Origin of the sequence: Vibrio sp. 1751, assembly GCF_033339895.1 — a bacterium.
Classification (GTDB): Bacteria; Pseudomonadota; Gammaproteobacteria; order Enterobacterales; family Vibrionaceae; genus Vibrio; species Vibrio alginolyticus.
This window is the reverse complement of sequence record NZ_JAWOVM010000026.1, coordinates 13,609-39,704: the sequence shown is the minus strand read 5'-3', so window position 1 is coordinate 39,704 and position 26,096 is coordinate 13,609. Positions and strand designations below refer to the sequence as shown.

Genomic DNA, 26,096 nt, shown 5'->3' with positions numbered 1-26,096 from the left:
GCTCTATATTTTTATGGGTTCTCGACTTCGTATTACTGAGTATTATTCAACGAAGGATCTATTCCCCAATCTTTCCAAACTGGTTCGACGCCAGCAGGCAACCATAGGTTCCTTCCTAGCTCCATCCACGGTGATGGGTAGTGAAAATCACTGCCTTGAGAGGCTAATAGTTTGTATTGTATAGCATAATCAGCCAAGTTGCGCCTTTCTTGTTGCGCTTGCTGTGGCTGTGCAACTTCCATCGCATCACCACCCGCTTCGACAAACGCTGCTAGAAGACGCTTAATCCACTTCGCTGTCAACTTATATCTACCAGGATGCGCTAATACCGCCATTCCACCAGCCGCATGGATAGCATCAACCGCATCCTTCATCGAACACCAATTCGGTGGTACATAACCTGGGTTATTACGCGTTAGGTATTTTTTAAACACCATTTGCATGGTTTTTGCGTAACCATTATCTACCAACCATTTCGCGAAATGCGCTCTTGTCACTGGAGCATCACCGGCGATTTGCCTTACCTCTTCAAGCACACCTACTCGAGTTGCTTTTTGTAGTCGCTCTGCAATTAACTCAGATCGTGTTATGCGATGCTGCTTCTGTTGTTCTATGAGGGCAGATAATTGTTCATTTTCCGGATCGATATTCAGGCCGACAATATGAATATCTTTGTTTTGCCAGACGGTCGATATCTCAATGCCATTGATGATTTTTATCGGCAAATTATTATCTTGAACGTATTGCTTAGCTAACGCCAAACCGTCAACCGTATCATGATCAGTGATCGCCAAAACCTCGATATCAAAACTCAGCGCCCTTTCCACTAAATCTTTAGGTTCTAACCGACCGTCCGATGCAGTGGTGTGACTATGTAAATCAATTCTCATATTTTTATCGTTTTAATGCCGTTTTGGGGTTGACTTTTTACTCTCGCACTAGTTAACTAGTACACAAATACAAAGTACGTAATTTAAGGTTCACCATGTTACAAGAATTTAACCAAAACCAAAAAGCGAAAGTTGCGGTTTGTCTTAATAAGGCAAACTCATCAGATCTTGCTTGGTGGCGCACTTGGACTAGTTCTTGGTGGGCAAACGTATACTTCTAGTTTATAGAACCAAACGTTGTAAAGCCCGCTACTTAAGCGGGCTTTTTTGTTTTGTTGCTCATTTCACATTCAACTGCCTAAACATTAATCGAATATAGCCAACTCTAGATTGGGAGAACGTTTGCTTTATGCGACTATGTACGGCAGGAAGATTTAAACAGCTACAAGGAGGTCTTGTGAACAAGGCCATTGAAATTAAGAAACTTGGACAGCTTGAAGCGCTAACGGCTTCCGTCCCTTATACTCAAGACCCGACTCGCTTGTTCCACACACTATGTGAGAACAAAACTGACAGCCTATTGCTGGAATCTGCTGAGATCGATTCAAAGCAAAATTTAAAATCCCTGCTGATCGTAGATTCAGCGGTTCGCATTGTTTGCTTCGGCCATACCGTTAGCATGCACGCCTTGAGCAATAACGGTAAAAACCTACTGTCTCACCTAAACCAGAACATCCGTGGTGACGTTGAGAGCAAGTTCGATGGCGAAACGCTAACTTTGCAGTTTAACCAGCCATGCGACACGTTAGATGAAGACTCTCGCCTACGTGAAGCCTCTTCTTTCGATGCGCTACGTTTGGTTCAGCATAGTTTTGATATTTCACAGCAAGACAAACACGCAATTTTCCTTGGTGGTCTGTTTGCCTACGACTTAGTCGCAAACTTTGAGCCGCTTGGTAATGCCGAAGCAACAAATCAGTGTCCAGATTACGTTTTCTACGTCGCGGAAACACTACTTGTTGTCGACCATCAAACGGAATCTTGCCAGCTTCAAGCGACGTTGTTTGTTGATGGTTCAGAGAAAACAGCGTTAGAGACTCGTATTGCAGAAATTAGCGCCCAGTGTGCAGCGCCAAAACTGTTGCCGAGTGCAGAGCAAATAACAGATGTAACGGTAGAACCTAGCGTGTCTGATGCAGACTTCTGCCAAACCGTTCGCGACTTAAAAGAGTTCGTAGTGAAAGGCGATGTATTCCAAGTTGTACCGTCTCGTAGATTCACTCTACCTTGTCCTTCTCCACTGGCGGCTTACAAAGAACTGAAACAAAGTAACCCAAGCCCTTACATGTTCTACATGCAAGATGAGCTGTTCACTCTGTTTGGCGCATCACCTGAAAGCGCGCTTAAGTATGAAACCGATACCAACCAAATTGAAATCTACCCAATTGCAGGCACACGTCGCCGCGGTAAGCGCCCGAATGGAGAGATCGATTTCGACCTAGATAGCCGCATCGAACTTGAACTACGCACCGACATGAAAGAAAACGCAGAACACATGATGTTGGTTGACTTGGCACGTAACGACGTCGCTCGTATTGCTCAAGCTGGCACTCGCCACGTAGCAGACCTTCTAAAAGTCGACCGTTACAGCCACGTGATGCACTTGGTATCACGCGTGGTTGGTCAACTGCGTGAAGACCTAGACGCGCTGCACGCATACCAAGCTTGTATGAACATGGGCACGCTCACTGGTGCACCAAAGATTCGCGCAATGCAGTTGATTCGCGATGTGGAAGGCGCACGTCGCGGTAGCTACGGCGGTGCGGTTGGTTACCTAACTGGTGAAGGCACACTCGACACGTGTATCGTCATTCGCTCAGCTTACGTAGAAAACGGCATTGCTCAAGTTCAAGCTGGTGCAGGCGTGGTGTTCGACTCTGATCCGCAAGCGGAAGCAGACGAAACGCGCGGCAAAGCACAAGCGGTAATCTCTGCTATCCAAGCAGCGCATAAGTCACAATAAGGAATAGGGTTCAGAGATGGCTAATATCATTTTTATCGACAACTTTGACTCGTTCACCTACAACCTTGTGGATCAATTCCGCTCGCTAGGTCACTCAGTCAAGATTTACCGAAACAACATTCCAGCAGAAACCATTGAACAAGCGATAAACGAGCTTGAAAACCCGGTGGTTCTGCTATCGCCAGGTCCTGGCGCACCGTCAGAGGCAGGCTCAATGCCGGAGCTTATCCAACGCATGAAAGGCAAAGTGCCGATGATCGGAATTTGTCTTGGTCACCAAGCGATTGTTGAAGCATACGGCGGCACCGTTGCTGGCGCGGGCGAAATCATTCACGGTAAGGTATCTATGATGGAGCACCAAAACCATGCGATTTACCAAAACCTACCATCACCACTTGCAATTGCACGTTACCACTCGCTGGTTGCGACCAAGGTTCCTGAGAGCCTAACCATCACAGCAGAAGTGGATGACTTGGTAATGTCTGTTGTACATGAAGAAGATAAAGTTTGCGGGTTCCAGTTCCACCCGGAATCTATTATGACGACCTACGGAGCAACACTGTTGGCCAATGCCATTGAATGGGCACTTGAAGAACAAACTTCAGCGACCCCACTCACTGCTTAAAAAGCACTTGGCACATAAGAAATTTAGGAGAGGAAATATGGAAGCAATCATCAACCCTATTATTACCAAACTGTACGAGCAAGAATCGCTTACTCAGGAAGAGAGCCAACAGCTATTCGACATCATTATCCGTGGTGAACTAGATCCAATTTTGATGGCGTCAGCGCTGACTGCACTAAAAATCAAAGGCGAAACGCCAGACGAAATTGCAGGCGCGGCAAAAGCACTGCTGGCAAACGCAAACCCATTCCCTCGTCCAGATTATGATTTCGCGGATATCGTAGGTACTGGCGGCGACGGTCACAACACCATCAACATTTCAACCACTGCGGCGTTTGTTGCTGCAGCATGTGGTCTAAAAGTAGCGAAACACGGTAACCGCAGCGTTTCAAGCAAATCGGGTTCTTCTGACCTTCTTGATTCATTTGGTATCAACCTAGCTATGAGCGCAGAAGATACGCGCAAAGCGGTAGACGATATCGGTGTTGCTTTCCTATTTGCACCTCAATACCACGGTGGTGTGCGCCATGCGATGCCAGTGCGTCAAACCATGAAAACACGCACCATCTTTAACATTCTTGGCCCACTGATTAACCCTGCTCGTCCTAACATCGAATTGATGGGCGTTTACAGTGAAGAACTGGTTCGTCCTATCGCAGAAACCATGCTACAAATGGGTATGAAGCGCGCCGCTGTAGTACACGGCAGTGGTTTGGACGAAGTAGCAATTCACGGTGAAACAACCGTTGCCGAAATCAAAGACGGTAAGATCACAGAATACAAATTAACGCCTGCAGACTTCGGTCTAGAAGCGCACCCACTAGAAGCAATCAAAGGTGGCGATCCTGAAGAAAACAAAGCGATCATTACCAATATTCTGACGGGTAAAGGTACAGACGCACAATTGGGCGCAGTGGCAGTAAACGTTGCTCTGCTAATGCGTCTATTCGGCCACGAAGATTTAAAAGCCAACACGCAACAAGCGATTGAGGCAATGAATTCAGGCAAGGCGTACCAATTGGTACAACAACTTGCCGCACACGCTTAAGGAATTGAAGAAGATGACTGACTTCAACACTCAGCAAGCTGACAACCTGTCTGAACACGTTTCTAAGAAAGAAGCAGAAATGGCAGAAGTACTGGCGAAAATTGTCCGCGACAAATATCAGTGGGTAGCAGACCGTAAGGTGTCTCAACCGCTAAGCACATTTCAGTCTGATTTGCTTCCATCGGACCGCAGCTTCTACGATGCTCTGAGTGGCGAAAAGACGGCCTTCATCACCGAATGTAAGAAGGCATCTCCTTCTAAAGGTTTGATTCGTGATCACTTCGACTTGGATTACATTGCATCGGTTTACAACAACCATGCTGATGCGATTTCAGTCCTAACAGACGAGAAGTACTTCCAAGGTAACTTTGACTTTCTTCCTCAAGTGCGTGGTCAAGTCAAACAACCGGTTCTGTGCAAAGACTTCATGGTAGATACCTACCAAGTTTACCTAGCGCGTCATTACAGTGCTGATGCCGTGCTATTGATGCTTTCTGTCTTGAATGACGAAGAGTACAAAGCGCTAGAAGAAGTAGCGCACAGCCTGAACATGGGTATCTTGACCGAAGTCAGCAACGAAGAAGAGCTTCATCGTGCAGTTAAGCTAGGCGCACGCGTTATCGGCATTAATAACCGTAACCTTCGCGACCTAAGTACTGATTTGAATCGTACTAAAGAACTGGCACCGACAATTCGCGAACTGGCTCCTAACGCAACAGTAATCTCAGAATCTGGCATTTATACCCATCAACAAGTTCGTGATTTAGCGGAATACGCAGACGGCTTCTTGATTGGTAGTTCACTGATGGCGGAAGACAACCTAGAGCTTGCAGTACGCAAAGTGACGCTGGGCGAAAATAAAGTCTGTGGCTTAACGCACCCAGATGACGCAGCGAAAGCGTACCAAGCTGGTGCGGTATTTGGTGGTCTGATTTTTGTCGAGAATTCGAAGCGTGCGGTCGACCTTGAAGGTGCGCGCTTAACCATGAGCGGTGCTCCACTTAACTACGTAGGCGTGTTCCAAAATCACGATATCGATTTTGTTGCTTCTGTCGTGACCTCTTTGGGTTTAAAAGCGGTGCAACTGCACGGTCAAGAAGACCAAGCTTACGTTAATCAGCTAAAAGCAGAGCTACCAGCATGTGTTGAAATCTGGAAAGCTTACGGTGTGACAGATGCGAAGCCAGAACTGCTTTCGGACAACATTGACCGTCACCTATTAGATGCGCAAGTTGGCACTCAAACAGGTGGAACCGGACAAGTGTTCGACTGGTCACTGATCGGCGACCCAAGTCAAATTATGCTAGCGGGCGGACTGTCGCCAGAAAATGCTCAACAAGCAGCGACACTAGGTTGCTTGGGATTAGATTTAAACTCTGGTGTAGAAAGCGCACCAGGCAAAAAAGATTCACAGAAGTTGCTTGCGGCATTCAGCGCCATTCGCAACTACTAAAGCTGGATATCAGCTAAAAAATTTAAAGCTATTCGTAGCGAAAAATACGAGAAGGAATATAACGATGGCAAAACTGAATGCCTACTTTGGCGAATACGGCGGTCAGTACGTTCCGCAAATTCTAGTTCCAGCACTGGAGCAACTAGAGCAAGCGTTTATCGACGCGCAAGAAGATCCAGAATTCCGCAGCGAATTCATGACGCTTCTCCAAGAGTATGCGGGCCGTCCAACGGCTTTGACTCTAACTCGTAACCTAACCAAAGGTACGAAAACCAAACTGTACCTAAAACGTGAAGACCTACTTCACGGTGGCGCGCACAAGACCAACCAAGTGTTAGGTCAAGCGCTACTTGCAAAACGCATGGGTAAAAACGAAATCATCGCAGAAACAGGCGCAGGCCAACACGGTGTAGCAACTGCACTAGCGTGTGCGCTGCTTGGCCTTAAGTGTCGCGTTTACATGGGTGCAAAAGACGTTGAGCGTCAAAGCCCGAACGTATTCCGTATGAAGCTAATGGGCGCAGAAGTTATTCCTGTCCACTCGGGTTCAGCAACGCTTAAAGACGCATGTAACGAAGCGCTACGCGACTGGTCTGCAACTTATGAAGACGCGCACTACCTACTAGGTACAGCGGCAGGTCCTCACCCATTCCCAACCATCGTGCGTGACTTCCAACGCATGATTGGTGAAGAAACGAAGAATCAGATTTTGGCACGTGAAGGCCGTCTTCCTGATGCGGTTATCGCATGTGTGGGCGGTGGTTCAAACGCTATCGGCATGTTTGCTGACTTCATCGAAGAAGAAAGCGTTCGCCTAATTGGTGTTGAGCCAGCAGGTAAAGGTATCGATACTGACCAGCACGGTGCACCACTTAAGCATGGTAAAACAGGCATCTTCTTCGGTATGAAAGCGCCATTGATGCAAGATCCAAACGGCCAAGTTGAAGAGTCTTACTCAGTATCTGCTGGTCTTGATTTCCCTTCAGTTGGTCCACAACACGCCCACCTAAACGCAATCGGCCGTGCTGAATACGACAACGTAACAGATGATGAGGCGCTAGAAGCATTCCAAGAGATTGCGCGTCACGAAGGTATCATCCCTGCTCTAGAATCTTCTCACGCACTGGCTCATGCACTGCGTATGGCTCGTGAGAACCCAGAAAAAGAGCAATTGTTGGTTGTTAACCTATCTGGTCGTGGTGATAAAGATATCTTCACTGTGCATGCCATCCTAGAAGAAAAAGGAGCAATCTAATGAGCCGTTATGAAAAGATGTTTGAGCGCCTAAACGAAAAGAACCAAGGCGCGTTTGTACCGTTCGTAACGGTTTGCGATCCAAACGCAGAGCAGTCTTACAAAATCATGGAAACACTGGTTGAGTCTGGCGCAGATGCCCTTGAACTTGGTATTCCATTTTCAGATCCGCTAGCCGATGGCCCAACCATCCAAGGCGCTAACATTCGCGCGTTAGATTCAGGTGCAACACCAGATATCTGCTTCGAGCAAATCGGTAAGATCCGAGCTAAGTACCCAGAGTTGCCTATTGGCCTTCTGATGTACGCGAACCTTGTTTACTCTCGTGGTATCGAGAACTTCTATGAGCGTTGTGCAAAAGCAGGCATCGATTCTGTTTTGATTGCAGACGTACCAACTAATGAAAGTGCTGAATTTGTTGCTGCTGCAGAAAAGTTTGGTATTCACCCAATCTTCATCGCACCACCAACGGCAAGTGATGAAACACTGAAGCAAGTATCAGAGTTAGGTGGCGGCTACACTTACCTACTATCTCGTGCAGGCGTTACTGGCGCAGAAACCAAAGCAAACATGCCTGTAGGTCATATGCTGGATAGACTGAACCAATTTGATGCGCCACCAGCACTACTTGGTTTTGGCATCTCAGAGCCAGCACAGGTGAAACAAGCACTAGAATCTGGTGCGGCGGGGGCTATTTCCGGTTCGGCTGTCGTGAAGATCATTGAAGCGAACGTTGAGCAGCCACAAATTATGCTCGACAAGCTAGGTGAATTCGTTTCTGCAATGAAAGCTGCCACTCAAAAATAATTTCAGTTTGATATGACACAACAACGCCCGCTTAACATTATGTTTAGTGGGCGTTTTCTTACTATCGCGTTTATACCACGTCATTTTTTGTTCAACGCCCGCACTTTCCAAATCTATCTCAAGCAGAGCACTCAAAGAGTGTTAAGCTTGGGTAACTTAACTAACTCAATAAAGCAATGTGCAGTAAGGTTGCTACATGGAAGAAGTCAAAACACTGCTAGCCAAATGTCCTGTACTATCAGGGCTGCCAGATAAAGGGCTTAGTGAAGCAGCGCAAATGACTAAGGTTCGCTGCTTCGACGAAAAAGCACTGATTTGCAATAAAGGTGCGCTTCAATCTTCTCTTATGGTCATAGCTCAAGGTGCAGTGAGAGTGAACTCAATTAGTTCAAAAGGCAAAGAAGTCACACTGATGATTTTCGAAGCTGGTGGTTGGTTTGGAGACAATGTTTTTTCTCCCGGCATGCCTCGTATTTTTGGTGCGACCGCTCATTCTGACGTGACTGTAATGGAGCTTCCTGGAGATAAATTTCGCCAATTACTCGCCAAATACCCTCAAAGTTACCCCACTATACTCGACTTACTTAGCCGCCGCTTGTGGTCTGCTATTTCTGTTATCGAAGATGACGCGATTAGAGGAATTGAAGAACGAGTCGCCAAAAGGTTGCTGCTGCTTGCTGAATACCAACTTAATCAAGCGATCGATACTCGACCATGCGTTGTCAGGGTAACAAGAGAACATATCGCTAACATGATGGGGCTAACTCGTCAGAGCGTACACAAGATACTAAAACGATTAGAAAGTATCGGGATGCTAGAGCTAAACTATGGCTCAGTAACCATTACCAATCCGAAACGCTTAGAAGAATACTTTAAAGAACTCGAGCAATAGATCCATTCAGCAAACGGTAAGTATTGTCTGACGATAGCTAAAAAACTTATGCATCTAATTGGTCAAGAGCACAACACCATTTGCGCTTAGGCAAGTGGCGCTGTGACACAAAAACCATTGAATTGACTAAGCTATATTCAATTCAGATTTCAACTCACGTTTCAAAATCTTTCCTGTCGCACTCATCGGGAGGTGTTCACGAATTTCGACATAACGAGGATATTTAAACGAGGCTAATTGCTCTTTACCCCACTTTTGTAATGAATCGGCGTCAATGTATTCTTTTGGTTTAAGTACAACGTAAGCTTTTATCTCTTCGCCATACTCTTCATTTGGAATCCCTATCACCGCGACCATTGAAACTGCAGGATGAGTCATGAAAACTTCTTCAATTTCTCTGGGATAAACATTAAATCCACCTCGAATGATCAGATCTTTCATTCTATCGACAATAAATAAATTACCTGAACTGTCAAAGCGGCCCACATCACCAGTATGGAACCAACCATTTTGTAGCGCAGATTCAGTAACTTCTGGACGGTCAAGATATCCCTTCATAACATTATGACCACGCACAACAATCTCACCTTCTTCGCCTATCGGTAGTGCATTGCCTTCAATGTCGATAACTCTTACTTCGACGCCTTGAACCGGTTGACCTACCGAGCCTGGTATACGCTCCTGATCTAAATGATTAAAACATGCAATAGGACTTGTCTCCGACAACCCGTATCCTTCTAAGATCGGCACATTAAATGTTTCTTCAAAGGTTCGAAAGATTTCGGTTGGCAATGACGCACCACCGCTTACTGCAACACGCAATGACGAGGTATCAAATTGATCCTGCACATGAAGCAGACCGATGTACATCGTTGGCACACCAGCAAATATCGTCACCCTATGTTTTTCCACCAGCTCAAGAACATGTTTAGGCTCAAACCTAGGCACTAACACCAATGTTGCCCCGCCCAAAACACTAGCATTTAAGTGGACGGTTTGACCAAATGTATGAAATAAAGGCAAAGTTACTAAGTGAATATCATCGGCCTGGCTGCCCATAATATTTTGTGCCACCAGAGCGTTCATTATGATGTTCTGCTGAGTCAGCTCAGCGCCTTTTGGTAAGCCTGTCGTGCCTGATGTATACAAAATCACACAAGTATCATCCGCATTACGCGGTATATAATCCGGCAACGGTTGGACATCGGCTATAAACGCATTGAGAGTTATTACACCATTCCAATAGCTTTCATCTTGAGATTGAGTCAATACGACTATGCCTTCGCATGTATCGACTTGTTCAAAGGCTTTGACACCCTCTTTTGCCATTGGCAGTTCTTTCGTCCCTTCAAAGCAGAAATAAAACTTCGCTTTTGAATCTTCTAAGTGATACTTAATTTCTCGCGCTTTCAAAAGCACATTTAATGGGACTGCAACCGCGCCAGCTTTTTGTATTGCATAATAAACAAACGCGAAAAAAGGAATGTTTGGGCATGAAATCGCAACGCGGTCACCTGGCTTTACGCCTTTATTGATTAAAGACGCTGCGATCTTGCCGGCGATCGCATCAAACTGCGCATAATTTATCTTTTCAGTGCCACATATCAACGCCGTTTTATCTGGTTTACTCGCAGCATTTCTTTGTAACGCAGCAGCAAGATTCATCATAGTCTCTTCACCTCTTACTTGTCTTTCTCGTCTAATCAGCTCAGGAGCATTAACTAAGCAAGTTATCTCTAACACTGGATCGTCAGCATTTGAGTCTCACCAGTCATTGGCATTTAACATTATGTTTACAACGCAATTAGAACCAAGAATGTAAAGCAATTAACATTTCAGAAGGCAAATTAATAAAAGTGTGAGCTTGAAAGAGATGAATTGTTATAAATATCAACCCAAGTCACTAAAAATTCTGACTGCAATAGCAAATACAAAAGCGGTTAAAATTAACAAAAAGAAAACAAATAAGAAAAATAAACCTGAACAATCCCAAGCGCGACCCTTATAAGAAAAATCAATAGCAAACGTTTGCTATTGAGCAAAACTTTATCGTTCGTCAATAAAATATCGATTAATCCATCAATAATACCTTGCTGCATATTGCCAATTGTAAACGATAAGTGTAAAAAGCAAGGCGAGATAATTATCCGTAAATCCATTTATGGTTAGTGGGTAATTTTAGGATTTTACATTTTATTAGCACAGAGGTTATGGAAGTGTTAAAAGAAAAGAGTTTGCTAAACAACATTGGCGTACAAGTCGTAATCGCCATGATCGTGGGCACAGCCGTTGGTGCCATGATGGGTCATGATGCGACAGTGTTCGCTCCTTTAGGTGCTATCTTTATCAACTTAATCAAAATGTTGGTTATTCCTTTGGTCGCTGTAGCCTTGATTTCTGGCGCCGCTGGTCTTGGGAACAGCCAGTCAGCAGGTAAAGTTGGCATCGTCACTCTAGGTTATTTTGGTTTAACATCCGCCCTAGCCGTTGCACTTGCACTATTTATGGGTGAAGTATTCCAACCAGGCATGGGTATCGACGTCTCTAGCGTTGAAGGCATGTTCTCAGCAGAATACGCTTCAAAAGGTGAACTACCTACTTTCTGGGCAACCATCACTGGTATGATCCCAACCAACGTTTTCCAATCACTAAATGAAGCAAACATCCTACAGATCCTCGTTTTCTGTATGTTCTTTGGTATTGCGATTTCTAAGCAAGCAAAAGAACGTCGTGAACCAATCATCAATGGTGTTAACTGCATCGTTGACGCAATGGTTTGGATGATCAACAAAGTAATGATCATTGCACCTATCGGTGTATTTGGTCTGATGGCAGAAGCAGTCGGTACGTTTGGTTTTGGTGCGCTAATGGTGGTATTCAAACTGTTCGTTGTTTACGTTGCTGCCATCCTAATCTTCGGTTTCGTTGTTTACCCAGCAATGGTGCATGTTTTCACGAAGACATCTGCGAAGAAATTCCTGTCTTCAATGAAGAAACCGCAAGCAGTTGCGCTTTCAACAGCGTCTTCTATGGCAACACTGCCTGTCACAATGGACACCTGTGAAAAAGAGCTGGGCGTAAAAAATTCAACTGCATCATTTGTTCTGCCTCTAGGCGCAACGATCAACATGTCAGGTAATGCGATTTACTATGGCTTGGTTGCTATCTTCTTTGCTCAACTGTTCAATATCGATCTAGGCATGGGCGCTTACATTGCAATTATCGTAACGTCTACATTGGGTGCGGTTGGTCAAGCGGGTGTTCCTGGCCCTTCTTTCCTAGTGGTTGCCGTGCTTCTTGCCGCTGGCATACCAATTGAAGGTCTACCGCTGCTATTCGCTCTTGACCGTATTTTCGATATGATTCGTACAGCACTGAACATCACAGGTGATGCTGCATGTGCAGTTATCGTTGATGCGCTAATTGAAGAAGAAACGGCAGAAGCTGAGCTAAAAAAGCAAGAAGCCTAACCCTTTCTTGAATAGACCCAAAACCGCTCATAATGAGCGGTTTTTTTGTCTTTTCTTGCATTACGTAACTATACAAATAGAAACCGATGGCATAAATTTTTCAAAATGATATAAACCATTACAAAATATAACAAAACGTTAGAACTAGGTTATATCATGAGTCTTGAGCAATCTTTGGAATATCTCACCAAAACAAATTTGCCGATCGAATCAAAGCAGCAGGCACTGATTGACTTAGTTATTCTTACCCTAACGAAACAAAAACGAGATGCTCTTTTTCAACAGGTTGCTCTGTATCGAATAAAACTGCTTAAATCTCTCTTTCCTAAACACGCATCAAAAAGTCTTTCTGCACTATTTGAGTTAATGGATTATCGAGATTTAGTGCAACAATATCCGACAGGTTTCTCCGAAGAGATTCGTTTACTTGAACAACTTGCCGCAGATTGTTACCCGCATTGGATGGTTTTCTGGTGTCAATGCGAGATCGAAGCAATCAAGCAAAAATATCCTTCAAACGAAGCTGCGATTCCTACTCCGCTTCCGTTTGACGACCACAGCTATACTAGCGTGTTAATTGAAGATATCGCAGATTGCGATCTTGAGGTAATGCTGCCAAATCATGCAGCGTTAATGCCGATTTCCGAAGCGATCACACTGAGTAATCTTGAGCTTTTCGTCCAAACTGAACAATGGTTTGAAATCTTGCCTCTTTTATCACTCTCGCAAAAAGGGCAGCACTTTGCGCTCTTGCTCAAATCGTCATCTTCACCAATCATGGTCTCCTCCGCTTTAGTGCAAAGCTGGCATCAACGAAATAACTGGCTCAGTTACTCACCACAGTTTAGTAACGAACAATGGCAGTTTTGCTTTCCTAATCATGGGTACAGTGTTCTCAATCAACTGGGTATTTTGGAGTGTCGTGCTCTAACTCATGAGCACACTCTTATTGGGTTTGATGCTCAGTTTCAATCTCACGTAAAGAACAGTGAAGCGGTTTGCGAAGTACTGCGTCTTACGGTGGGAGGCAACATTCAACAAAAGCTGTATTTTTTGTATCTGGCGCAAAAAACTATGATGAGCGAGCTCTATAAAGCAGGCTATAAGCTCGGCTTTACCATTATTGAGCAAGTGTTTATGTTAAATTTCTATCAATCTATTGATTTAAGTGCCTACTTTCACTCAGGATACCGCGACATTAACGGTGACGGTACCAAGACATACCGCGGTTTCTGGAATTTAGGTATGATGGTTGAAGCATTTCAAGACATACAATTTCGCGACTACAAACATTGCGTACGAACAAAAAGAATGGATAAAAAGGTGAATGAGCATGCTTGATGTTCATTTGCACGGTCTCTTTTACCCAAAAGCAATGGCATTGTACGCGACTGTACTAATAGTATTCGCTTGGTTACTGTATTACTGCTATCGCCTAAAACAGAAGAGTGAATCAATCTTAGGCTCGCATCACGCGCCTTACATCGCTTATTCCAGCTGTATCATTGTTTGGATAAGCAGCAACGCCTATTTCCATACCGATTTATTGCCAGAATTAGGCTCTGTTGGTGGCATTTTTATGGCTAAGTTAGCGAACTTAGCGTCTTTTTTCGCCTTTGCGTTTGCATTCTATTTTTCTTGCCAGTTAACCGCAGATGTAAAAAAAGCAGCGGTCAAAGTCTGGCAAAAAGTCGTCTTTGTCGCACTAGCAACGTATTCACTGTACATCAACTTAGTGCCGAATCTTACTGTCGAAAATGTCACCATTAGTGGTCCAAGCCAGTTCGTCATTGAATTTGGCCCACATACCTCATATTTTTTCATTAGTTTGCTAGCTTTCGTGGTACTAACGCTGCTTAACTTGATTGCCATGCGCGCTAACAGCAGCAAGCTCACGCTAGCAAAAAGCAACTATATGATCGCTGGCATTTTGGTATTCATGTTATCTACGGCAGTGATACACCTTGGAATGACGTATTTCCTTGGCGACTTCTCCCTAACTTGGTTACCACCAGCACTTTCAATCAGCGAAATGTTGTTTGTGGGCTATGCCCTACTTACCTCTCGCTTCTACAGCGCTAAATATCTCACGTACTTAACGGTAAGCGCGCTCTTAGTCTGCGCCATTTTTGTTCTGCCGCTAGGGGCGATATTTATTCCTATCTCTGAAGATAACCAATGGCTTGTTGCGGTACCTTTATGTGCGCTTATCGGTATCACTTGGCACTTGCTTTTTAAGCGAGTCAGTCGTTTCGCTTCGTATTTTATTTATGGGAAACGACACACTCCCGTTCAGCAAATCCTTGGGTTAGAGGAAGAGTTTAAACGCTCAATAGATGATGCTATGCGTCAGTTGGCATCGTTACTTAACATACCAAACAACAAGCTACAGCTAGTCACTAGCAATTACACAGAAACGTTTTACGAAGAGTACCTGCCGTCAAGCAAGTCAGTTCTCGTGCTTGATGAGTTGTCTGAAGAAATTGATTATGCCTCCTCTTCTAAAGGGTCGATGAGAAAGCTCTACGAGCGCATGCGCTCAAGCAATACTGCGCTCGTTATGCCTCTCTTCGGTCGTGGAAAATCTGTTACTCACTTGCTGATTTCTTCACATAAAATAGATAATAAGCTGTTTTCTAATGAAGAAATCTCAGCTCTGCAAACGTTATTAGTTCGCATCCAGAGCACCATTGAAGCCGATAGAAAGGTACGCCAAAGCCGTGCGCTGGCTAACTCCATTGCACATGAAATGCGTAACCCTCTCGCTCAAGTACAATTACAATTTGAAGCTTTAAAACAGCATATAGAGTCAAACGCCTCACTGGATACGCTAAAAAGAGAAATTGATAAAGGTGAAGCCGCTATACAACGCGGTCGACAACTTATCGATATTATTTTACGAGAAGTTAGCGACAGCTCACCAGAGCATGAGCCTTTAGCTCTCACTTCCATACATAAAGCCATCGACCAAGCAGTAAGCCGTTATGGGTTTGAAAACGATCAAATAATAGAGAGAATTAACCTGCCACAGGCACACGATTTTGTCGCGAAGTTAAATGAGACCCTGTTTAACTTTGTCATTTTCAATTTGATTCGTAACGCTATCTACTATTTTGATTCTTATCCCGACAGTCAAATTGAGATTCGTACCCAGACGGGGGCTTACGAAAACATTCTGATCTTCCGAGATAGTGGGCCAGGTATAGATAGCAGTATCTTACACAAGATATTTGATGACTTTTTCTCGTATCAAAAAAGCGGAGGCAGTGGCTTAGGTTTGGGCTATTGCCAACGTGTTATGCGCTCCTTCGGAGGACGAATAGAGTGCCAGTCTGAATTGAACGAGTTCACAGAATTCTACTTGTATTTCCCAGTCGTACCAAACGCACCAAAACCAGAGACATTGAGAGCACCGGACTTTGATAGCTGGAAAGCAACTCCATCACATTCTGAAAATCATTCAGCTCAACACGTACAAATATGTAACGATGCACCAACAGTGCTCATTGTTGATGACAAAGAGGTGCAACGCACCTTGGTACAGATGTATTTGAAAAGACTGGGAGTCAACAGCTTACAAGCAAATAATGGAGCCTCTGCGGTAGAACTATTCCACTCTCACAAGATTGATCTCGTTCTTATGGATGTCCAAATGCCGGTAATGAATGGATTTGACGCAAGCCAACGGATTAAGCAAATCACATCCTCCGTTCCAATCATTGCCTTATCTGGTGAGTCTGGAGCTAGAGAGTTGGAGCTAATTTCGAAACTCATGGATGACAGACTCGAAAAGCCCACCACGTTAAATGCACTTCAAGTCGTCATCCAAAGATGGTTACAGAACGAGAATTTTGCACCTTCCAACACTTTTTAATCTGCAAATATAGAATTGGCACTAGATGTGCATTATTGGAGTAAATCGAATTATCCAGAAGGTCAAGCAGGCTGCAAAAGAGTAGCGTATGAGCTTGATAAGGAGATCGCCATGTTACTTCATCGACATACATACTACGGCTTGATTCATCATGGAATCAAAACACTGTTACTTGATCGCTTAGGCCACTATACAGAAGAAGAGTATCATCAATATCTGAGCCTGATGACAGGTAAATCCACTTGCTTCACGATGTCTCTCGAAGAGCTAGAAGCAACGGTCGATAACTTACTACGGGAAGGCTATTTAGAAGATGTAAAAACGCTTATTTCCCAATATCAACGTGTGGCTTAAGGTTTAAAACTCTCAACTCTATTGCCGCTTCACGCGGCAATTTTTATTCCTTCCATATGCTGTTTCGACATGGAAGAATCTTGCGGTCTATACGATATACTAAGCGTTACTATTCTTACCTTAACTTCCTCAGTATTCACATCTTGTCAGATTCCGTTAGACTGTCTTCAATTCAATAATTAGGTAGATTTTGCCATCATGAAGCAGATCCTAGACTTTATACCACTCATCATTTTCTTCGCTTTATACAAGCTGTACGACATCTACGTGGCGACAGGTGCACTGATCGTAGCAACAGCCATTCAGCTTGTCGTCACCTACGCGCTGTATAAGAAAGTCGAAAAGATGCAACTAATAACATTTGTTATCGTCACTATCTTCGGCGGCATGACCCTTTTCTTCCACGACGACAATTTTATAAAGTGGAAAGTCACCATCATTTACGCGATTCTGGCGATTGGCTTAGCAGTGAGCCACTCATTGGGAAAATCAGCCATCAAAGGTATGCTAGGCAAGGAAATTACGTTACCTGACGCTGTTTGGGCAAAGATTAACTGGGCTTGGGTTGGCTTCTTCTCATTCTTCGCTGGCCTAAATATTTATATTGCTTACGAATTGCCGTTGGATGTTTGGGTTAACTTCAAAGTATTTGGAATGTTGATCGCGACATTTGCCTACATGATTGTGACTGGCTTTTACATTTATAAATACATGCCAAAAGAACAAAAAAATAACTCATCCGATGTGTCCACTGATGATTAAAAACTCAGTTTTGCTATAATCCGCGACTTCACAGCGACCTTTGGGTCGCTGTTTTGCTCCATGTATCAGTAAACCGCTCAAACAACGTACCGTTTTCAGACCATTCTTGCTGCTGTAAACCAACTTTCTCTGGTCCGGTATCTGCGGTTTTTTAAGGACCTTTGGTTCTAGGTATTTACTATGTTGGCGCTTAGTTTGAGCGCCTTTAAGATTTAGGATGTCACAATGAGTCAAGAAATTAGCTCTCCGAAAGGTCAAATGCTGCTTCGTACCCTTGCAATGCCTGCAGATACAAACGCCAATGGCGATATTTTTGGCGGTTGGATAATGTCTCAGCTCGACTTAGCGGGCGCGATTCTGGCAAAAGAGATCTCTTGTGGTCGCGTTGTCACCGTTTCGGTATCAAGCATTACGTTCAAAAAACCTGTTGGTGTGGGCGATGTCGTATGCTGCTACGGCGAATGCACTAAGATCGGCCGCACATCCATGAGTGTCGATTTGGAAGTATGGGTCAAACCCGTCAAAGCTCACGGTGTTGGCGAACGCTTCATGGTTTGTGATGCGACCTTCAACTACGTAGCCATTGACAGTGAAGGTAAACCACGTCCGGTTCAGAATTAGTCAACCTACAACGCTAACAGTTAGAAAGGATCTCACATTTTCTGTTGTTCACTTGTGAGAGACACAAAAAAGGCGTTAAATTAACACTTTACCCTACCAATTAAGGAACTATGCTATGTGGTATGTCATCTTTTCACAGGACGTTGAGAACTCGTTGGAAAAACGCATGAGCGTTCGCCCACAACACTTGGATCGCTTACAAAAGCTACAAGACGAAGGTCGCCTTCTTACAGCTGGTCCGATGCCTGCGATAGATTCTGACAATCCTGGTGAAGCTGGATTTACGGGCTCAACTGTCATCGCTGAATTCGCCTCTCTAGAGGATGCTAAAGCGTGGGCAGAAGCCGATCCTTACGTAGCGGCTGGTGTTTACGATCATGTAATCGTGAAACCGTTCAAAAAAGTGTTTTAATTTATGAAAAAATTACTGTGTCTTTTCTTGGTATTTGGTGCTCTGGCTGGCTGCTCATCAACCGATGATAAGCAGCGCCAACTTAAGCTTATGGCATCAAACCGAGCAGGAGTCTTGTCAGCGGGTCTCCCTTTAGAGTACGGTCCACTGCAAATAATGCGTGTCTCATCCAACAAAAATGTTGTAGAGATGATGATGATTTATAACGATGGCGCCCTCGGTGCAAAGCCGTTAAATCAAGTACTGAATACCAGTATCTATACCTACTGCAGCAACCCAGAAGTTCGCAAGCAAATTGATATGGGCTTGATGTATCGTATTAAAGTACGTAATTCTCGCGGTCAGTTGATGGCAGATGAGTTGGTTTCCGCACAGACTTGTACTCAGGTGAAGTAGCTACAGTAATTTTTGTTGCTTTCGGCATGAGACGATGATTCGCTATTATTGGATAATCTGAAAACGAAAGTTAACAATTAAGAATAGAAAAACGGAGACCACAGTCTCCGTTTTTATTTGCTGTAACGACGTGTTACGCCAGCTCAGCACGGAGCTTCTTCGCCGCTGAAACCAGATTTGCCAATGCGGCTTCTGTCTCCTTCCAGTTTCGTGTTTTCAGACCACAATCTGGGTTTACCCACAAACGTTGAGCCGGAATTTTTTCTGCCGCTTTCTTGATTAAACCTTCAATCCATTCTTCCGTAGGAATGTTTGGTGAGTGAATGTCATAAACACCAGGGCCAATTTCGTTCGGGTAATTGAACTCTTCAAATGCTTTCAGCAACTCCATATTCGAGCGAGATGTTTCAATGGTAATGACGTCCGCATCGAGTGCCGCAACCGAATCAATGATTTCATTGAACTCGCTGTAACACATATGAGTGTGAATCTGAGTTTCTGGTTTTGCACTTGCCGCAGAGACCTTAAACGCATTTACGGCCCATTCTAAGTACGCTTTGTGATCGCGTTTTTTGAGTGGTAAACCTTCTCGAATGGCTGGCTCATCAATTTGAATGATATTGATGCCTGCATCTTGCAGGTCAGACACCTCATCACGCAGTGCCAAAGCAAGTTGCTGCGCAATTTCTTGACGTGTGATGTCTTCACGTGGGAACGTCCAACACAAAATCGTAACTGGTCCAGTCAACATGCCTTTCATCTGTTTGCTGGTTAGCGACTGGGCGTACGTCGACCATTCAACCGTGATCGGTTTTTCACGTTCAATGTCAGCAACTACAATGGCAGGTTTCACACAGCGAGAGCCATAACTCTGTACCCAACCAAATTTGGTCGTTTGAAAACCCGCCAAGTTCTCAGCGAAGTATTCCACCATGTCGTTACGCTCTGCTTCGCCGTGAACAAGCACATCTAGGTCGAGCGCCTCTTGACGTTTTACTGCGTCAGCAATATGTCCTTTAAGTGCTTGGATATATTCAGACTCAGATAATTGACCTGTACGATAAGCGCTGCGCTGCACCCGGATTTCACCCGTTTGAGGAAAAGAGCCGATTGTCGTTGTTGGCAACAAAGGCAAGCCCAATACTTCAGCTTGATGCGCAGCACGCTCTGCATAAGGTGCGCTGCGCTCGGCAAGTGACGCGGTAATGTTGTTTAAACGCGCTTGTACTTGAGGTTTATTCACATGTGTTGCTGTCTTGCGCGCTTTGATTGGCTGGCTATAGGTATCACAAGCGAGAATCGCATTTTGGTCACCATCGAGCGCTCGGCCAAGCAAGGCGACTTCTGCCACTTTTTGTTTTGCAAAGGCAAACCAACTTTTTACTTCTTCGCTCAGTTCTGTTTCCAGTGCTAAATCAACAGGGCTATGTAGCAGAGAACATGAACTGGCAACCCAAAGTTTGTCGCCCAGTTTCTCTTTGACTGGCTGTAGACTCTCGAGTTGGGCACTTAAATCTGAACGCCACACGTTACGACCATTCACAACGCCGGCAGAAAGCACCCACCCCTCCGGTAACTTGGCAACCACATCGTCAAGCTGCTGAGGGACGGCAGATAAATCGATATGCAAACCATCCACCGGTAGCTCTACAATTTTGTCTAGCGTATCGCTTACGGAGTCAAAGTACGTCGTTAGCAGCACTTTTACATCGCTTCGAATCACTTGGTAGGCTAGCTTAAACGAATCAGCCCATTTGCTTTCTAGCTCCAGTGACAAAATTGGCTCATCAATCTGAACCCACTCAACACCTTGACTTGCTAGCTTTGCCAAAATAGCTTGGTAAGCAGTAAGTAAGCGTGGTAGCAGGGTTAAGCGGTCAAACCCTTCTTCGACCTCTTTGCCCAAGTAAAGGTAACTGACTGGGCCAAGCAAAACAGGCTTCACTTGGTGGCCAGCTTGAAGCGCTTCGTTGACTTCTTCAAACAGTTGCGGCCAGCTCACTTCAAACGTATCGTCCTTGCTGAACTCAGGGACAATGTAATGGTAGTTTGTGTTGAACCATTTGGTCATATCCGATGCCGCAGCGCCCGCACAGCTGCAACCCGCCTGAGATTGACCGCGACCCACTTTAAACAACGTATCCAGGTTAGGGAAACCATCAGCGTGACGCTTTGGCACATGACCCAATAGCAACGTGGTCGTCAGTACATGATCGTACCAAGCGAAGTCGCCAGCGGTGGCAAAACTCAGACCAGCATCCGTTTGTGTTTGCCAGTTTTTGGCGCGTAGATCTGCCCCAACCTTTTTAAGCTCAGCTTGATCAATTTCTCCTCGCCAGTATTTCTCCTGAGCGAATTTTAATTCTCTTTTTTCACCAATGCGTGGATAACCTAGTATGTGAGTCGTTGTCGCCATGTCCCTATTCCTTTCTCAATTTTGTTCAATTTGTTTGGGTCAGAGCATCTTTCGGTAAATAATAAGATGTCTGGATGGCTAAACTATCGCTCTCATCTGATATTAGAACAACGTCCATTTATTCAACTTGTTTATTAAAAAAATTCATCATGAAGCGACATGATTCGCAAATAAAAACAACAAATAGACGTCTAGACGTTTACATATCCATTTTTTGTCGTTAAGTTATTTACACGATTGCTATTCTGTTCATAGCGAGCAACAAAGGATGAAAGGAATTCATGATAGAGCTAAAACATTTGCGGACACTCACTTCGCTTCGAGACACTGGCTCTCTAACGGCGACAGCGACCGCTTTGCATCTCACTCAGTCGGCACTGTCTCATCAGATCAAAGATTTGGAGGCGCGAATTGGAGGGCAACTGTTCCTGAGAAAGACTCGTCCGGTGAAGTTCACTTCAGAGGGAGAAATCCTATTACGTCTTGCAGAAGATATCCTTCCGAAACTCGCAAGAGCAGAAAATGATTTAGCGAGCTTGAAAGAGGACGTCAATGGCCGATTACATATGGCCATTGAATGTCACTCTTGCTTCCAATGGCTAATGCCTGCACTTAGGGAGTACCAACTTGCTTGGCCTAGCGTAACATTGGACTTTTCCTCTGGTTTTGGCTTTGAACCACTCCCAGCTCTATTGGCAGGCGAACTCGATCTCGTTATTACTTCCGATATCCAACCTCGATCTGAAGTCCACTACGAGCCTCTATTCGACTTTGAAATGCGTTTAATTACCGCAACCAACCACCCATTGGCGGAAAAAGAAATTATTGATCCGCAAGATCTCGCAGATCAAACCATGCTCTCTTATCCGGTTCAAAAACAAAGGCTAGACGTCGTAAAACACTTTCTTCAGCCAGCAGGAATAGAACCTGCGAAATGGAAGCAAGCCGACAACACTCTCATGTTAGTTCAGATGGTCTCTGCTGGATTAGGGGTGGCGGCACTACCCAATTGGGCGATTTCTGAATTTTCTCGCCAAGGTCTTATTACCAGTAAACCTTTCGGCCAAGGCTTATGGCGTCGCTTGTTTGCTGCAACGCGTCACTCAGAGAAAGAAAAGCGTTACTTACAAGCTTTTTTCGCAACCGCGAGGCTACAATGTAAAAGCCACCTTGACGGAATCAAGGTGGCTTAAAAGATTTGGGTTATGAAAGGCTTAGCGTTGATATGCTTTAAATTGGTTAGTCAATGGATCGTACTGATAACCGAGCATATCAAGCTTGCCGACTACAGACTCTACATCCATCTCATACACTGATACTAACTCGTCAAAACTGTCGCACTCTAAACGTAGCTTTTCGTTGACGATACCTAGCAAAATAGTGCTGTCCAGATTACCTACATTGCTTAAATCCATCGCGACTCTCCTCTTCGACAAGGTATATAAACAAGCGTAGTAGCAATTATGCGAATTTAAAGTGAGTGCGATCTAAAACGTGATCACCTTATACCCAAACACCAAGAAAGCACTTGGATATAAGCCGTCTAGCTTTGTCTTTAGAATAGAGGTTAAGCCGCGAGAGAGAATAAACCTTGCAGGCTCGTCATCGACACGAGTGCTAGCAACAAGGCTACGCTCAGTTGCACCTTTTCTGGTTTCTTATGCGTAAAAATATGCCAACACCACACAATAATTGAAGAAATTAGCATAGCTAAAGACAGCAAGATCGGCTTTGTTGCAGCGTTCAGTGCAGCTTCATTTAACTGGTAAGAAGCAAACAACGTTGCGATGACTAATAGCATTCCAGACACAATGCCCGTAACTGGTAAAATGCGGTGAAATGCCTGTAATCTGCTGCGAGATATCGTAAGCAGCAATTGAGAAAATGACGCCCCAAGGAAAAATATCATTAGCGCCATCGCTATCGATGCTGGCCAGCTTGATTGCTCAAATACTTGAATACTCACATACGCAAAGGCCAAACCATTCGCTAAATGCATCGCCCATAGTGGCCCTTTTTCACGCGTTTTCTTGGTTTGAACCTGAGAATAGAAGTAGAAAATAGCAAACACGATCATAAATGCTTCAATGCGAAGTGACGCAACAGCGAGCCACAATACAGCTACTGCTGGCAACATTTTATGAAGACGTCCTCGCTGACCAGGACAAATATCGCCCTTTATTAGAAGCAAAGTCAGTAGCGCTTGTGCGCCAAATAGCATCGGAGGGAAAGTAACCAGCAATTGTTGAATCATGTTGAATGCACGCTCAAAAGTCATTTTGGGGGGCGATAATATCAAATCAACTATCGCCAAACCACCGAAAGTCGGCCCCAAAATGAGCTAAAACGGTAAGACAATTTTATTCACAGAGAAGCAAGATACTTCAACGCGTCTTCCTGCGTTAAAACTCCACGGTACTCTTCTTTGGTATTACACAGTACCCAAGGGAAACGAATCCCGGTTTTAACCAACTCTCGAATAACAGAGACAGGTAAATCCTCATCAACCAACACAAATTCGGTGCTCATTATCTGATTAACAGGACGTTTCCAAATTCGGCTTTCTCGTTCAGTTTCTCGCTCTGTGCCCATCGAGGGCGTTAGGTGTAAATTCACCGTCTCTTTCATAATTAACCCAACACAACGATTTTCATTGAGAACAACTAAAGGCAAGCTTGGATTCAAATTCATGTACTCAACTGCCAAGGAGAGCGGTTCTCCAGGGTCCATAGACCTGACTTGTTCATGGCTCAAAGATTGCAACACATCACTTTGCTTAGACTCAATCGCGATGTCAGAGAACAGATGCTCATAACTGTCCGCTTTATCCATCAAATCGACAGGCACGGCAGCAGAAAATAGAAAGCCCTGCATGTAATCGACACCGATTTCTGCCAATACTTGAAGTTCTTGCTTAGATTCCACGCCTTCAGCAACCACTTTTACATTCATTTGCTGTGCAAGCTCGGTGACCATTTTCACAATGTTATAGCTAGTGCTCCCTTTATGAATGTTCTTGACGAATTTTCGGTCTATTTTCAGTAAATCAAACTGCCCTTTTTCTAGATAAGAAAAAGAAGAATACCCAGTACCGAAGTCATCAATCGCGATCTCAATGCCCTCTTTCCGCACTTCCTCTAGAGCTCGAGTATGCTCCTCATCTTGTTCAAAATACGCGGTTTCTGTTAGCTCGATAGTTACTCGCTTAGGGTCTACACCACTGGCTTTAATCAAATCATGCGACCGCTGAAGGATCTGAAGAGAATCCAATTTCGTATTGAGGGAGCGATTGATGGTCACGCCCACTTCCTCGCCATAAATTTCTTGTAAGCGCGGAAAGTGCTTCAACGCAGCTTGGCAGACCACATCATCAAGTGCCGCTATGAGTTCTAGATCTTCAATAATAGCGATCATCTTTTGCGTGCAATACGCATCATTTTCATCATAGAAGCGTGCGAGAGCCTCGAACTTAACCACGCTTCCGGTTTGAACGTCGATAATCGGTTGAAAGTAAACGTCCACTAGCCCACTCTCTATTTGCGCCTCCAAAAACGCCTCGAGATGTTGGCGCTTCACTAATTCAGAGTGAAGTTCACTGTCGTAAAAGTTGAAATAGCTACCTTCACCGGAAATAGAGGACAACATTGCTTGCGCTGCATGTGCTAGCGCTTGTCTTGGTCGGTTCGTATCATAGCCAAGGATTGACACACCAGTTTGGCCTTTAACGATAGTGGCATGCATTTTTGTGCCCATTTCATTTCTAAGCTCATTAAAGAACCCTTTCATGGCAATTTGGATCAAACGAACCGGGCTCAACCATTGACAATGAGGGGTCTGCAAGCATACGACAAACACATCCCGAGATAACTGCCCCGCAATACTGGTGTAGCGACTTCGCATAATAAAATCTGCAAAACCTAATTGCTGTTCAAGCAAGTATCTCTCCGAAAACTTGGGTCTTAGTGTCATAACAATGTTGAGTTCTTTATTTCTGCTTTCATTCGCTAAGGTAGCTAATTGGAGTTCAAATTCTTTCCTCGTCGGTAAAAAGGCAGCCCAATCATGCTGTTGTTCACAACGATTTTTCATCCACAACAACGAAGCAGAAATATCCGTAGAAAATCCGAGATAAAGAATTCGTCCAGAATGAAACGTAAGTCGGTAAATACAAAGATGATGAGCTTGGTTGCTACCGTTTGCTGTTTTGCTCAGCAAGTTACCACACCAACATCCTTCATCATTAATTTGCTGCCACAGCTGATCATAAAACGCTTGGCTATGGTGAGAGGTACTGAAAATATGAGTTTTAAGCCCAACCAGATCTCGGTTTTGATAGCCCATTTGTAACTCAAAGGCACGGTTACAACCTAAGATGCGCGTATCTTCATCGGCAACTAAAACGCCCACATTCGGCAAATCAAAAATCGTTTCGAGGATTGTCGCTAACTCCTCGCAACCAGTGATTGTTAATTGTGGAATGATAGTGCCTTGGATAATGCGCTTATTGAGCCTTTCAAAACTAATAGTCACGTGCACTAAGTTAACGTTTTTTAGCATCATGCAACAAGAAAACCGCCCCCGTCCGCCAAAGAGTTCCACTTCTAGAATTCGTTGTTTTAGCGTTTCTTGTTGCCCCATCAGCATATGATCAAACAAGTTATTTAGGCTGGTTACTGGCGTACTTATCCCAAATGCCTTTGCCATTCCTTGCTGATCACATTCGAACTCGCGAGTATCAATATCGTAAGACCACTCTATAACAGGAGTTAGACTGGAAGTCGTTTGCATTTTTGGATGCACTGTTGTCGTAGATTCACTCATACCCTAGCCCCTTTTTTTTTGTAATTAGCCCAAGGCTC

At 44.4% G+C, this 26,096-nt stretch carries 23 protein-coding genes and 1 other annotated feature; of the genes, 17 read left to right on the top strand and 6 right to left on the bottom strand.

Translation table 11 applies throughout. The features are described 5' to 3' along the window. Nucleotides 1-32 precede the first annotated feature (32 nt). A complete protein-coding gene (rnm, locus tag R7041_RS10945) occupies nucleotides 33-890 on the bottom strand; it encodes an RNase RNM (protein ID WP_005386777.1) in 858 nt (285 codons plus the stop codon). 95 nt (nucleotides 891-985) lie between these two features. On the opposite strand from rnm, the gene R7041_RS10940 reads away from it, so the two are divergent. The 8 genes from R7041_RS10940 (at nucleotide 986) to R7041_RS10905 (ending at nucleotide 8,932) form a co-directional block, all read left to right on the top strand. Then, a complete protein-coding gene (locus R7041_RS10940; protein WP_005376787.1) occupies nucleotides 986-1,111 on the top strand; it encodes a trp operon leader peptide in 126 nt (41 codons plus the stop codon). Continuing rightward, nucleotides 1,058-1,161: a sequence feature (Trp leader region), on the top strand. (Overlaps the previous gene by 54 nt.) 126 nt (nucleotides 1,162-1,287) lie before the next feature. Then, the gene (locus R7041_RS10935) at nucleotides 1,288-2,853 is read left to right on the top strand and encodes an anthranilate synthase component 1 (RefSeq protein WP_154205181.1); all 1,566 of its coding nucleotides are present in this window, start codon (nucleotides 1,288-1,290) and stop codon (nucleotides 2,851-2,853) included. A 16-nt stretch (nucleotides 2,854-2,869) separates the two neighbouring features. Continuing rightward, the gene (locus R7041_RS10930) at nucleotides 2,870-3,478 is read left to right on the top strand and encodes an aminodeoxychorismate/anthranilate synthase component II (protein WP_206949235.1); all 609 of its coding nucleotides are present in this window, start codon (nucleotides 2,870-2,872) and stop codon (nucleotides 3,476-3,478) included. 37 nt (nucleotides 3,479-3,515) lie between these two features. Beyond that, nucleotides 3,516-4,526: an anthranilate phosphoribosyltransferase gene (gene trpD, locus R7041_RS10925; protein WP_017635721.1), complete on the top strand. Its 1,011-nt coding sequence runs from the start codon at nucleotides 3,516-3,518 to the stop codon at nucleotides 4,524-4,526. 13 nt (nucleotides 4,527-4,539) lie between these two features. Then, nucleotides 4,540-5,979: a bifunctional indole-3-glycerol-phosphate synthase TrpC/phosphoribosylanthranilate isomerase TrpF gene (gene trpCF, locus R7041_RS10920; RefSeq protein WP_206949236.1), complete on the top strand. Its 1,440-nt coding sequence runs from the start codon at nucleotides 4,540-4,542 to the stop codon at nucleotides 5,977-5,979. Nucleotides 5,980-6,043: 64 nt separating this feature from the next. Then, complete coding sequence (trpB, locus tag R7041_RS10915) at nucleotides 6,044-7,234, top strand: tryptophan synthase subunit beta (RefSeq protein WP_005445041.1); 1,191 nt, start codon at nucleotides 6,044-6,046, stop codon at nucleotides 7,232-7,234. After that, nucleotides 7,234-8,040, top strand: a complete 807-nt coding sequence (gene trpA / locus R7041_RS10910) for a tryptophan synthase subunit alpha (RefSeq protein WP_025767264.1) — start codon at nucleotides 7,234-7,236, stop codon at nucleotides 8,038-8,040. The genes trpB and trpA overlap by 1 nt, the downstream gene beginning before the upstream one ends. 196 nt (nucleotides 8,041-8,236) lie before the next feature. Further along, complete coding sequence (locus tag R7041_RS10905; RefSeq protein WP_005376777.1) at nucleotides 8,237-8,932, top strand: Crp/Fnr family transcriptional regulator; 696 nt, start codon at nucleotides 8,237-8,239, stop codon at nucleotides 8,930-8,932. Between the two features lie 126 nt (nucleotides 8,933-9,058). On the opposite strand, the gene R7041_RS10900 is transcribed toward R7041_RS10905, so the two are convergent. Further along, complete coding sequence (locus tag R7041_RS10900; RefSeq protein WP_206949237.1) at nucleotides 9,059-10,600, bottom strand: long-chain-fatty-acid--CoA ligase; 1,542 nt, start codon at nucleotides 10,598-10,600, stop codon at nucleotides 9,059-9,061. Between the two features lie 542 nt (nucleotides 10,601-11,142). Between R7041_RS10900 and R7041_RS10895 the strand changes: the two genes are divergently transcribed. The 8 genes from R7041_RS10895 (at nucleotide 11,143) to R7041_RS10860 (ending at nucleotide 18,821) form a co-directional block, all read left to right on the top strand. Beyond that, the gene (locus tag R7041_RS10895; RefSeq protein WP_206949238.1) at nucleotides 11,143-12,402 is read left to right on the top strand and encodes a dicarboxylate/amino acid:cation symporter; all 1,260 of its coding nucleotides are present in this window, start codon (nucleotides 11,143-11,145) and stop codon (nucleotides 12,400-12,402) included. 156 nt (nucleotides 12,403-12,558) lie between these two features. Then, the gene (locus tag R7041_RS10890; protein WP_151514975.1) at nucleotides 12,559-13,743 is read left to right on the top strand and encodes an acyl-homoserine-lactone synthase; all 1,185 of its coding nucleotides are present in this window, start codon (nucleotides 12,559-12,561) and stop codon (nucleotides 13,741-13,743) included. Further along, a complete protein-coding gene (locus R7041_RS10885) occupies nucleotides 13,736-16,276 on the top strand; it encodes a hybrid sensor histidine kinase/response regulator (RefSeq protein WP_206949239.1) in 2,541 nt (846 codons plus the stop codon). Before R7041_RS10890 ends, R7041_RS10885 begins: the two co-directional genes overlap by 8 nt. A 111-nt stretch (nucleotides 16,277-16,387) precedes the next feature. Beyond that, the gene (locus tag R7041_RS10880) at nucleotides 16,388-16,630 is read left to right on the top strand and encodes a hypothetical protein (RefSeq protein WP_005376770.1); all 243 of its coding nucleotides are present in this window, start codon (nucleotides 16,388-16,390) and stop codon (nucleotides 16,628-16,630) included. Between the two features lie 198 nt (nucleotides 16,631-16,828). Further along, the gene (locus R7041_RS10875; protein ID WP_132936810.1) at nucleotides 16,829-17,392 is read left to right on the top strand and encodes a septation protein A; all 564 of its coding nucleotides are present in this window, start codon (nucleotides 16,829-16,831) and stop codon (nucleotides 17,390-17,392) included. Nucleotides 17,393-17,617: 225 nt separating this feature from the next. Beyond that, nucleotides 17,618-18,013 (top strand): acyl-CoA thioester hydrolase YciA, encoded by a 396-nt coding sequence (gene yciA / locus R7041_RS10870; RefSeq protein ID WP_005376768.1) that lies wholly within the window; start codon nucleotides 17,618-17,620, stop codon nucleotides 18,011-18,013. A gap of 115 nt (nucleotides 18,014-18,128) precedes the next feature. Next, entirely contained in the window at nucleotides 18,129-18,425 is a 297-nt protein-coding gene (locus R7041_RS10865) for a YciI family protein (protein ID WP_005386727.1), read from the top strand. 3 nt (nucleotides 18,426-18,428) lie between these two features. Then, complete coding sequence (locus R7041_RS10860) at nucleotides 18,429-18,821, top strand: GspS/AspS pilotin family protein (protein WP_206949240.1); 393 nt, start codon at nucleotides 18,429-18,431, stop codon at nucleotides 18,819-18,821. Between the two features lie 133 nt (nucleotides 18,822-18,954). On the opposite strand, the gene metE is transcribed toward R7041_RS10860, so the two are convergent. After that, complete coding sequence (gene metE / locus R7041_RS10855; RefSeq protein WP_053306592.1) at nucleotides 18,955-21,237, bottom strand: 5-methyltetrahydropteroyltriglutamate--homocysteine S-methyltransferase; 2,283 nt, start codon at nucleotides 21,235-21,237, stop codon at nucleotides 18,955-18,957. 281 nt (nucleotides 21,238-21,518) lie between these two features. Between metE and metR the strand changes: the two genes are divergently transcribed. Beyond that, nucleotides 21,519-22,430, top strand: a complete 912-nt coding sequence (gene metR, locus R7041_RS10850) for an HTH-type transcriptional regulator MetR (RefSeq protein ID WP_005376763.1) — start codon at nucleotides 21,519-21,521, stop codon at nucleotides 22,428-22,430. A gap of 21 nt (nucleotides 22,431-22,451) precedes the next feature. On the opposite strand, the gene R7041_RS10845 is transcribed toward metR, so the two are convergent. From R7041_RS10845 to R7041_RS10835, 3 genes are all read right to left on the bottom strand, one after another. Next, nucleotides 22,452-22,652 carry a DUF4250 domain-containing protein gene (locus R7041_RS10845; RefSeq protein ID WP_005376762.1) on the bottom strand — a complete coding sequence of 67 codons (201 nt, stop codon included), beginning with the start codon at nucleotides 22,650-22,652 and terminating at the stop codon, nucleotides 22,452-22,454. Nucleotides 22,653-22,804: 152 nt separating this feature from the next. Next, a complete protein-coding gene (locus tag R7041_RS10840; protein WP_165935360.1) occupies nucleotides 22,805-23,515 on the bottom strand; it encodes a hypothetical protein in 711 nt (236 codons plus the stop codon). A gap of 86 nt (nucleotides 23,516-23,601) precedes the next feature. After that, entirely contained in the window at nucleotides 23,602-26,058 is a 2,457-nt protein-coding gene (locus R7041_RS10835; RefSeq protein ID WP_206949241.1) for an EAL domain-containing protein, read from the bottom strand. Nucleotides 26,059-26,096 lie beyond the last annotated feature (38 nt).

Coding starts and splice junctions, on each gene's coding strand:
- rnm (WP_005386777.1), bottom strand. CDS start 890: ATGAGAATTGATTTACATAGTCACACCACTGCATCGGACGGTCGGTTA.
- R7041_RS10940 (WP_005376787.1), top strand. CDS start 986: ATGTTACAAGAATTTAACCAAAACCAAAAAGCGAAAGTTGCGGTTTGT.
- R7041_RS10930 (WP_206949235.1), top strand. CDS start 2,870: ATGGCTAATATCATTTTTATCGACAACTTTGACTCGTTCACCTACAAC.
- trpD (WP_017635721.1), top strand. CDS start 3,516: ATGGAAGCAATCATCAACCCTATTATTACCAAACTGTACGAGCAAGAA.
- trpCF (WP_206949236.1), top strand. CDS start 4,540: ATGACTGACTTCAACACTCAGCAAGCTGACAACCTGTCTGAACACGTT.
- trpB (WP_005445041.1), top strand. CDS start 6,044: ATGGCAAAACTGAATGCCTACTTTGGCGAATACGGCGGTCAGTACGTT.
- trpA (WP_025767264.1), top strand. CDS start 7,234: ATGAGCCGTTATGAAAAGATGTTTGAGCGCCTAAACGAAAAGAACCAA.
- R7041_RS10905 (WP_005376777.1), top strand. CDS start 8,237: ATGGAAGAAGTCAAAACACTGCTAGCCAAATGTCCTGTACTATCAGGG.
- R7041_RS10900 (WP_206949237.1), bottom strand. CDS start 10,600: ATGATGAATCTTGCTGCTGCGTTACAAAGAAATGCTGCGAGTAAACCA.
- R7041_RS10895 (WP_206949238.1), top strand. CDS start 11,143: ATGGAAGTGTTAAAAGAAAAGAGTTTGCTAAACAACATTGGCGTACAA.
- R7041_RS10890 (WP_151514975.1), top strand. CDS start 12,559: ATGAGTCTTGAGCAATCTTTGGAATATCTCACCAAAACAAATTTGCCG.
- R7041_RS10885 (WP_206949239.1), top strand. CDS start 13,736: ATGCTTGATGTTCATTTGCACGGTCTCTTTTACCCAAAAGCAATGGCA.
- R7041_RS10880 (WP_005376770.1), top strand. CDS start 16,388: ATGTTACTTCATCGACATACATACTACGGCTTGATTCATCATGGAATC.
- R7041_RS10875 (WP_132936810.1), top strand. CDS start 16,829: ATGAAGCAGATCCTAGACTTTATACCACTCATCATTTTCTTCGCTTTA.
- yciA (WP_005376768.1), top strand. CDS start 17,618: ATGAGTCAAGAAATTAGCTCTCCGAAAGGTCAAATGCTGCTTCGTACC.
- R7041_RS10865 (WP_005386727.1), top strand. CDS start 18,129: ATGTGGTATGTCATCTTTTCACAGGACGTTGAGAACTCGTTGGAAAAA.
- R7041_RS10860 (WP_206949240.1), top strand. CDS start 18,429: ATGAAAAAATTACTGTGTCTTTTCTTGGTATTTGGTGCTCTGGCTGGC.
- metE (WP_053306592.1), bottom strand. CDS start 21,237: ATGGCGACAACGACTCACATACTAGGTTATCCACGCATTGGTGAAAAA.
- metR (WP_005376763.1), top strand. CDS start 21,519: ATGATAGAGCTAAAACATTTGCGGACACTCACTTCGCTTCGAGACACT.
- R7041_RS10845 (WP_005376762.1), bottom strand. CDS start 22,652: ATGGATTTAAGCAATGTAGGTAATCTGGACAGCACTATTTTGCTAGGT.
- R7041_RS10840 (WP_165935360.1), bottom strand. CDS start 23,515: ATGACTTTTGAGCGTGCATTCAACATGATTCAACAATTGCTGGTTACT.
- R7041_RS10835 (WP_206949241.1), bottom strand. CDS start 26,058: ATGAGTGAATCTACGACAACAGTGCATCCAAAAATGCAAACGACTTCC.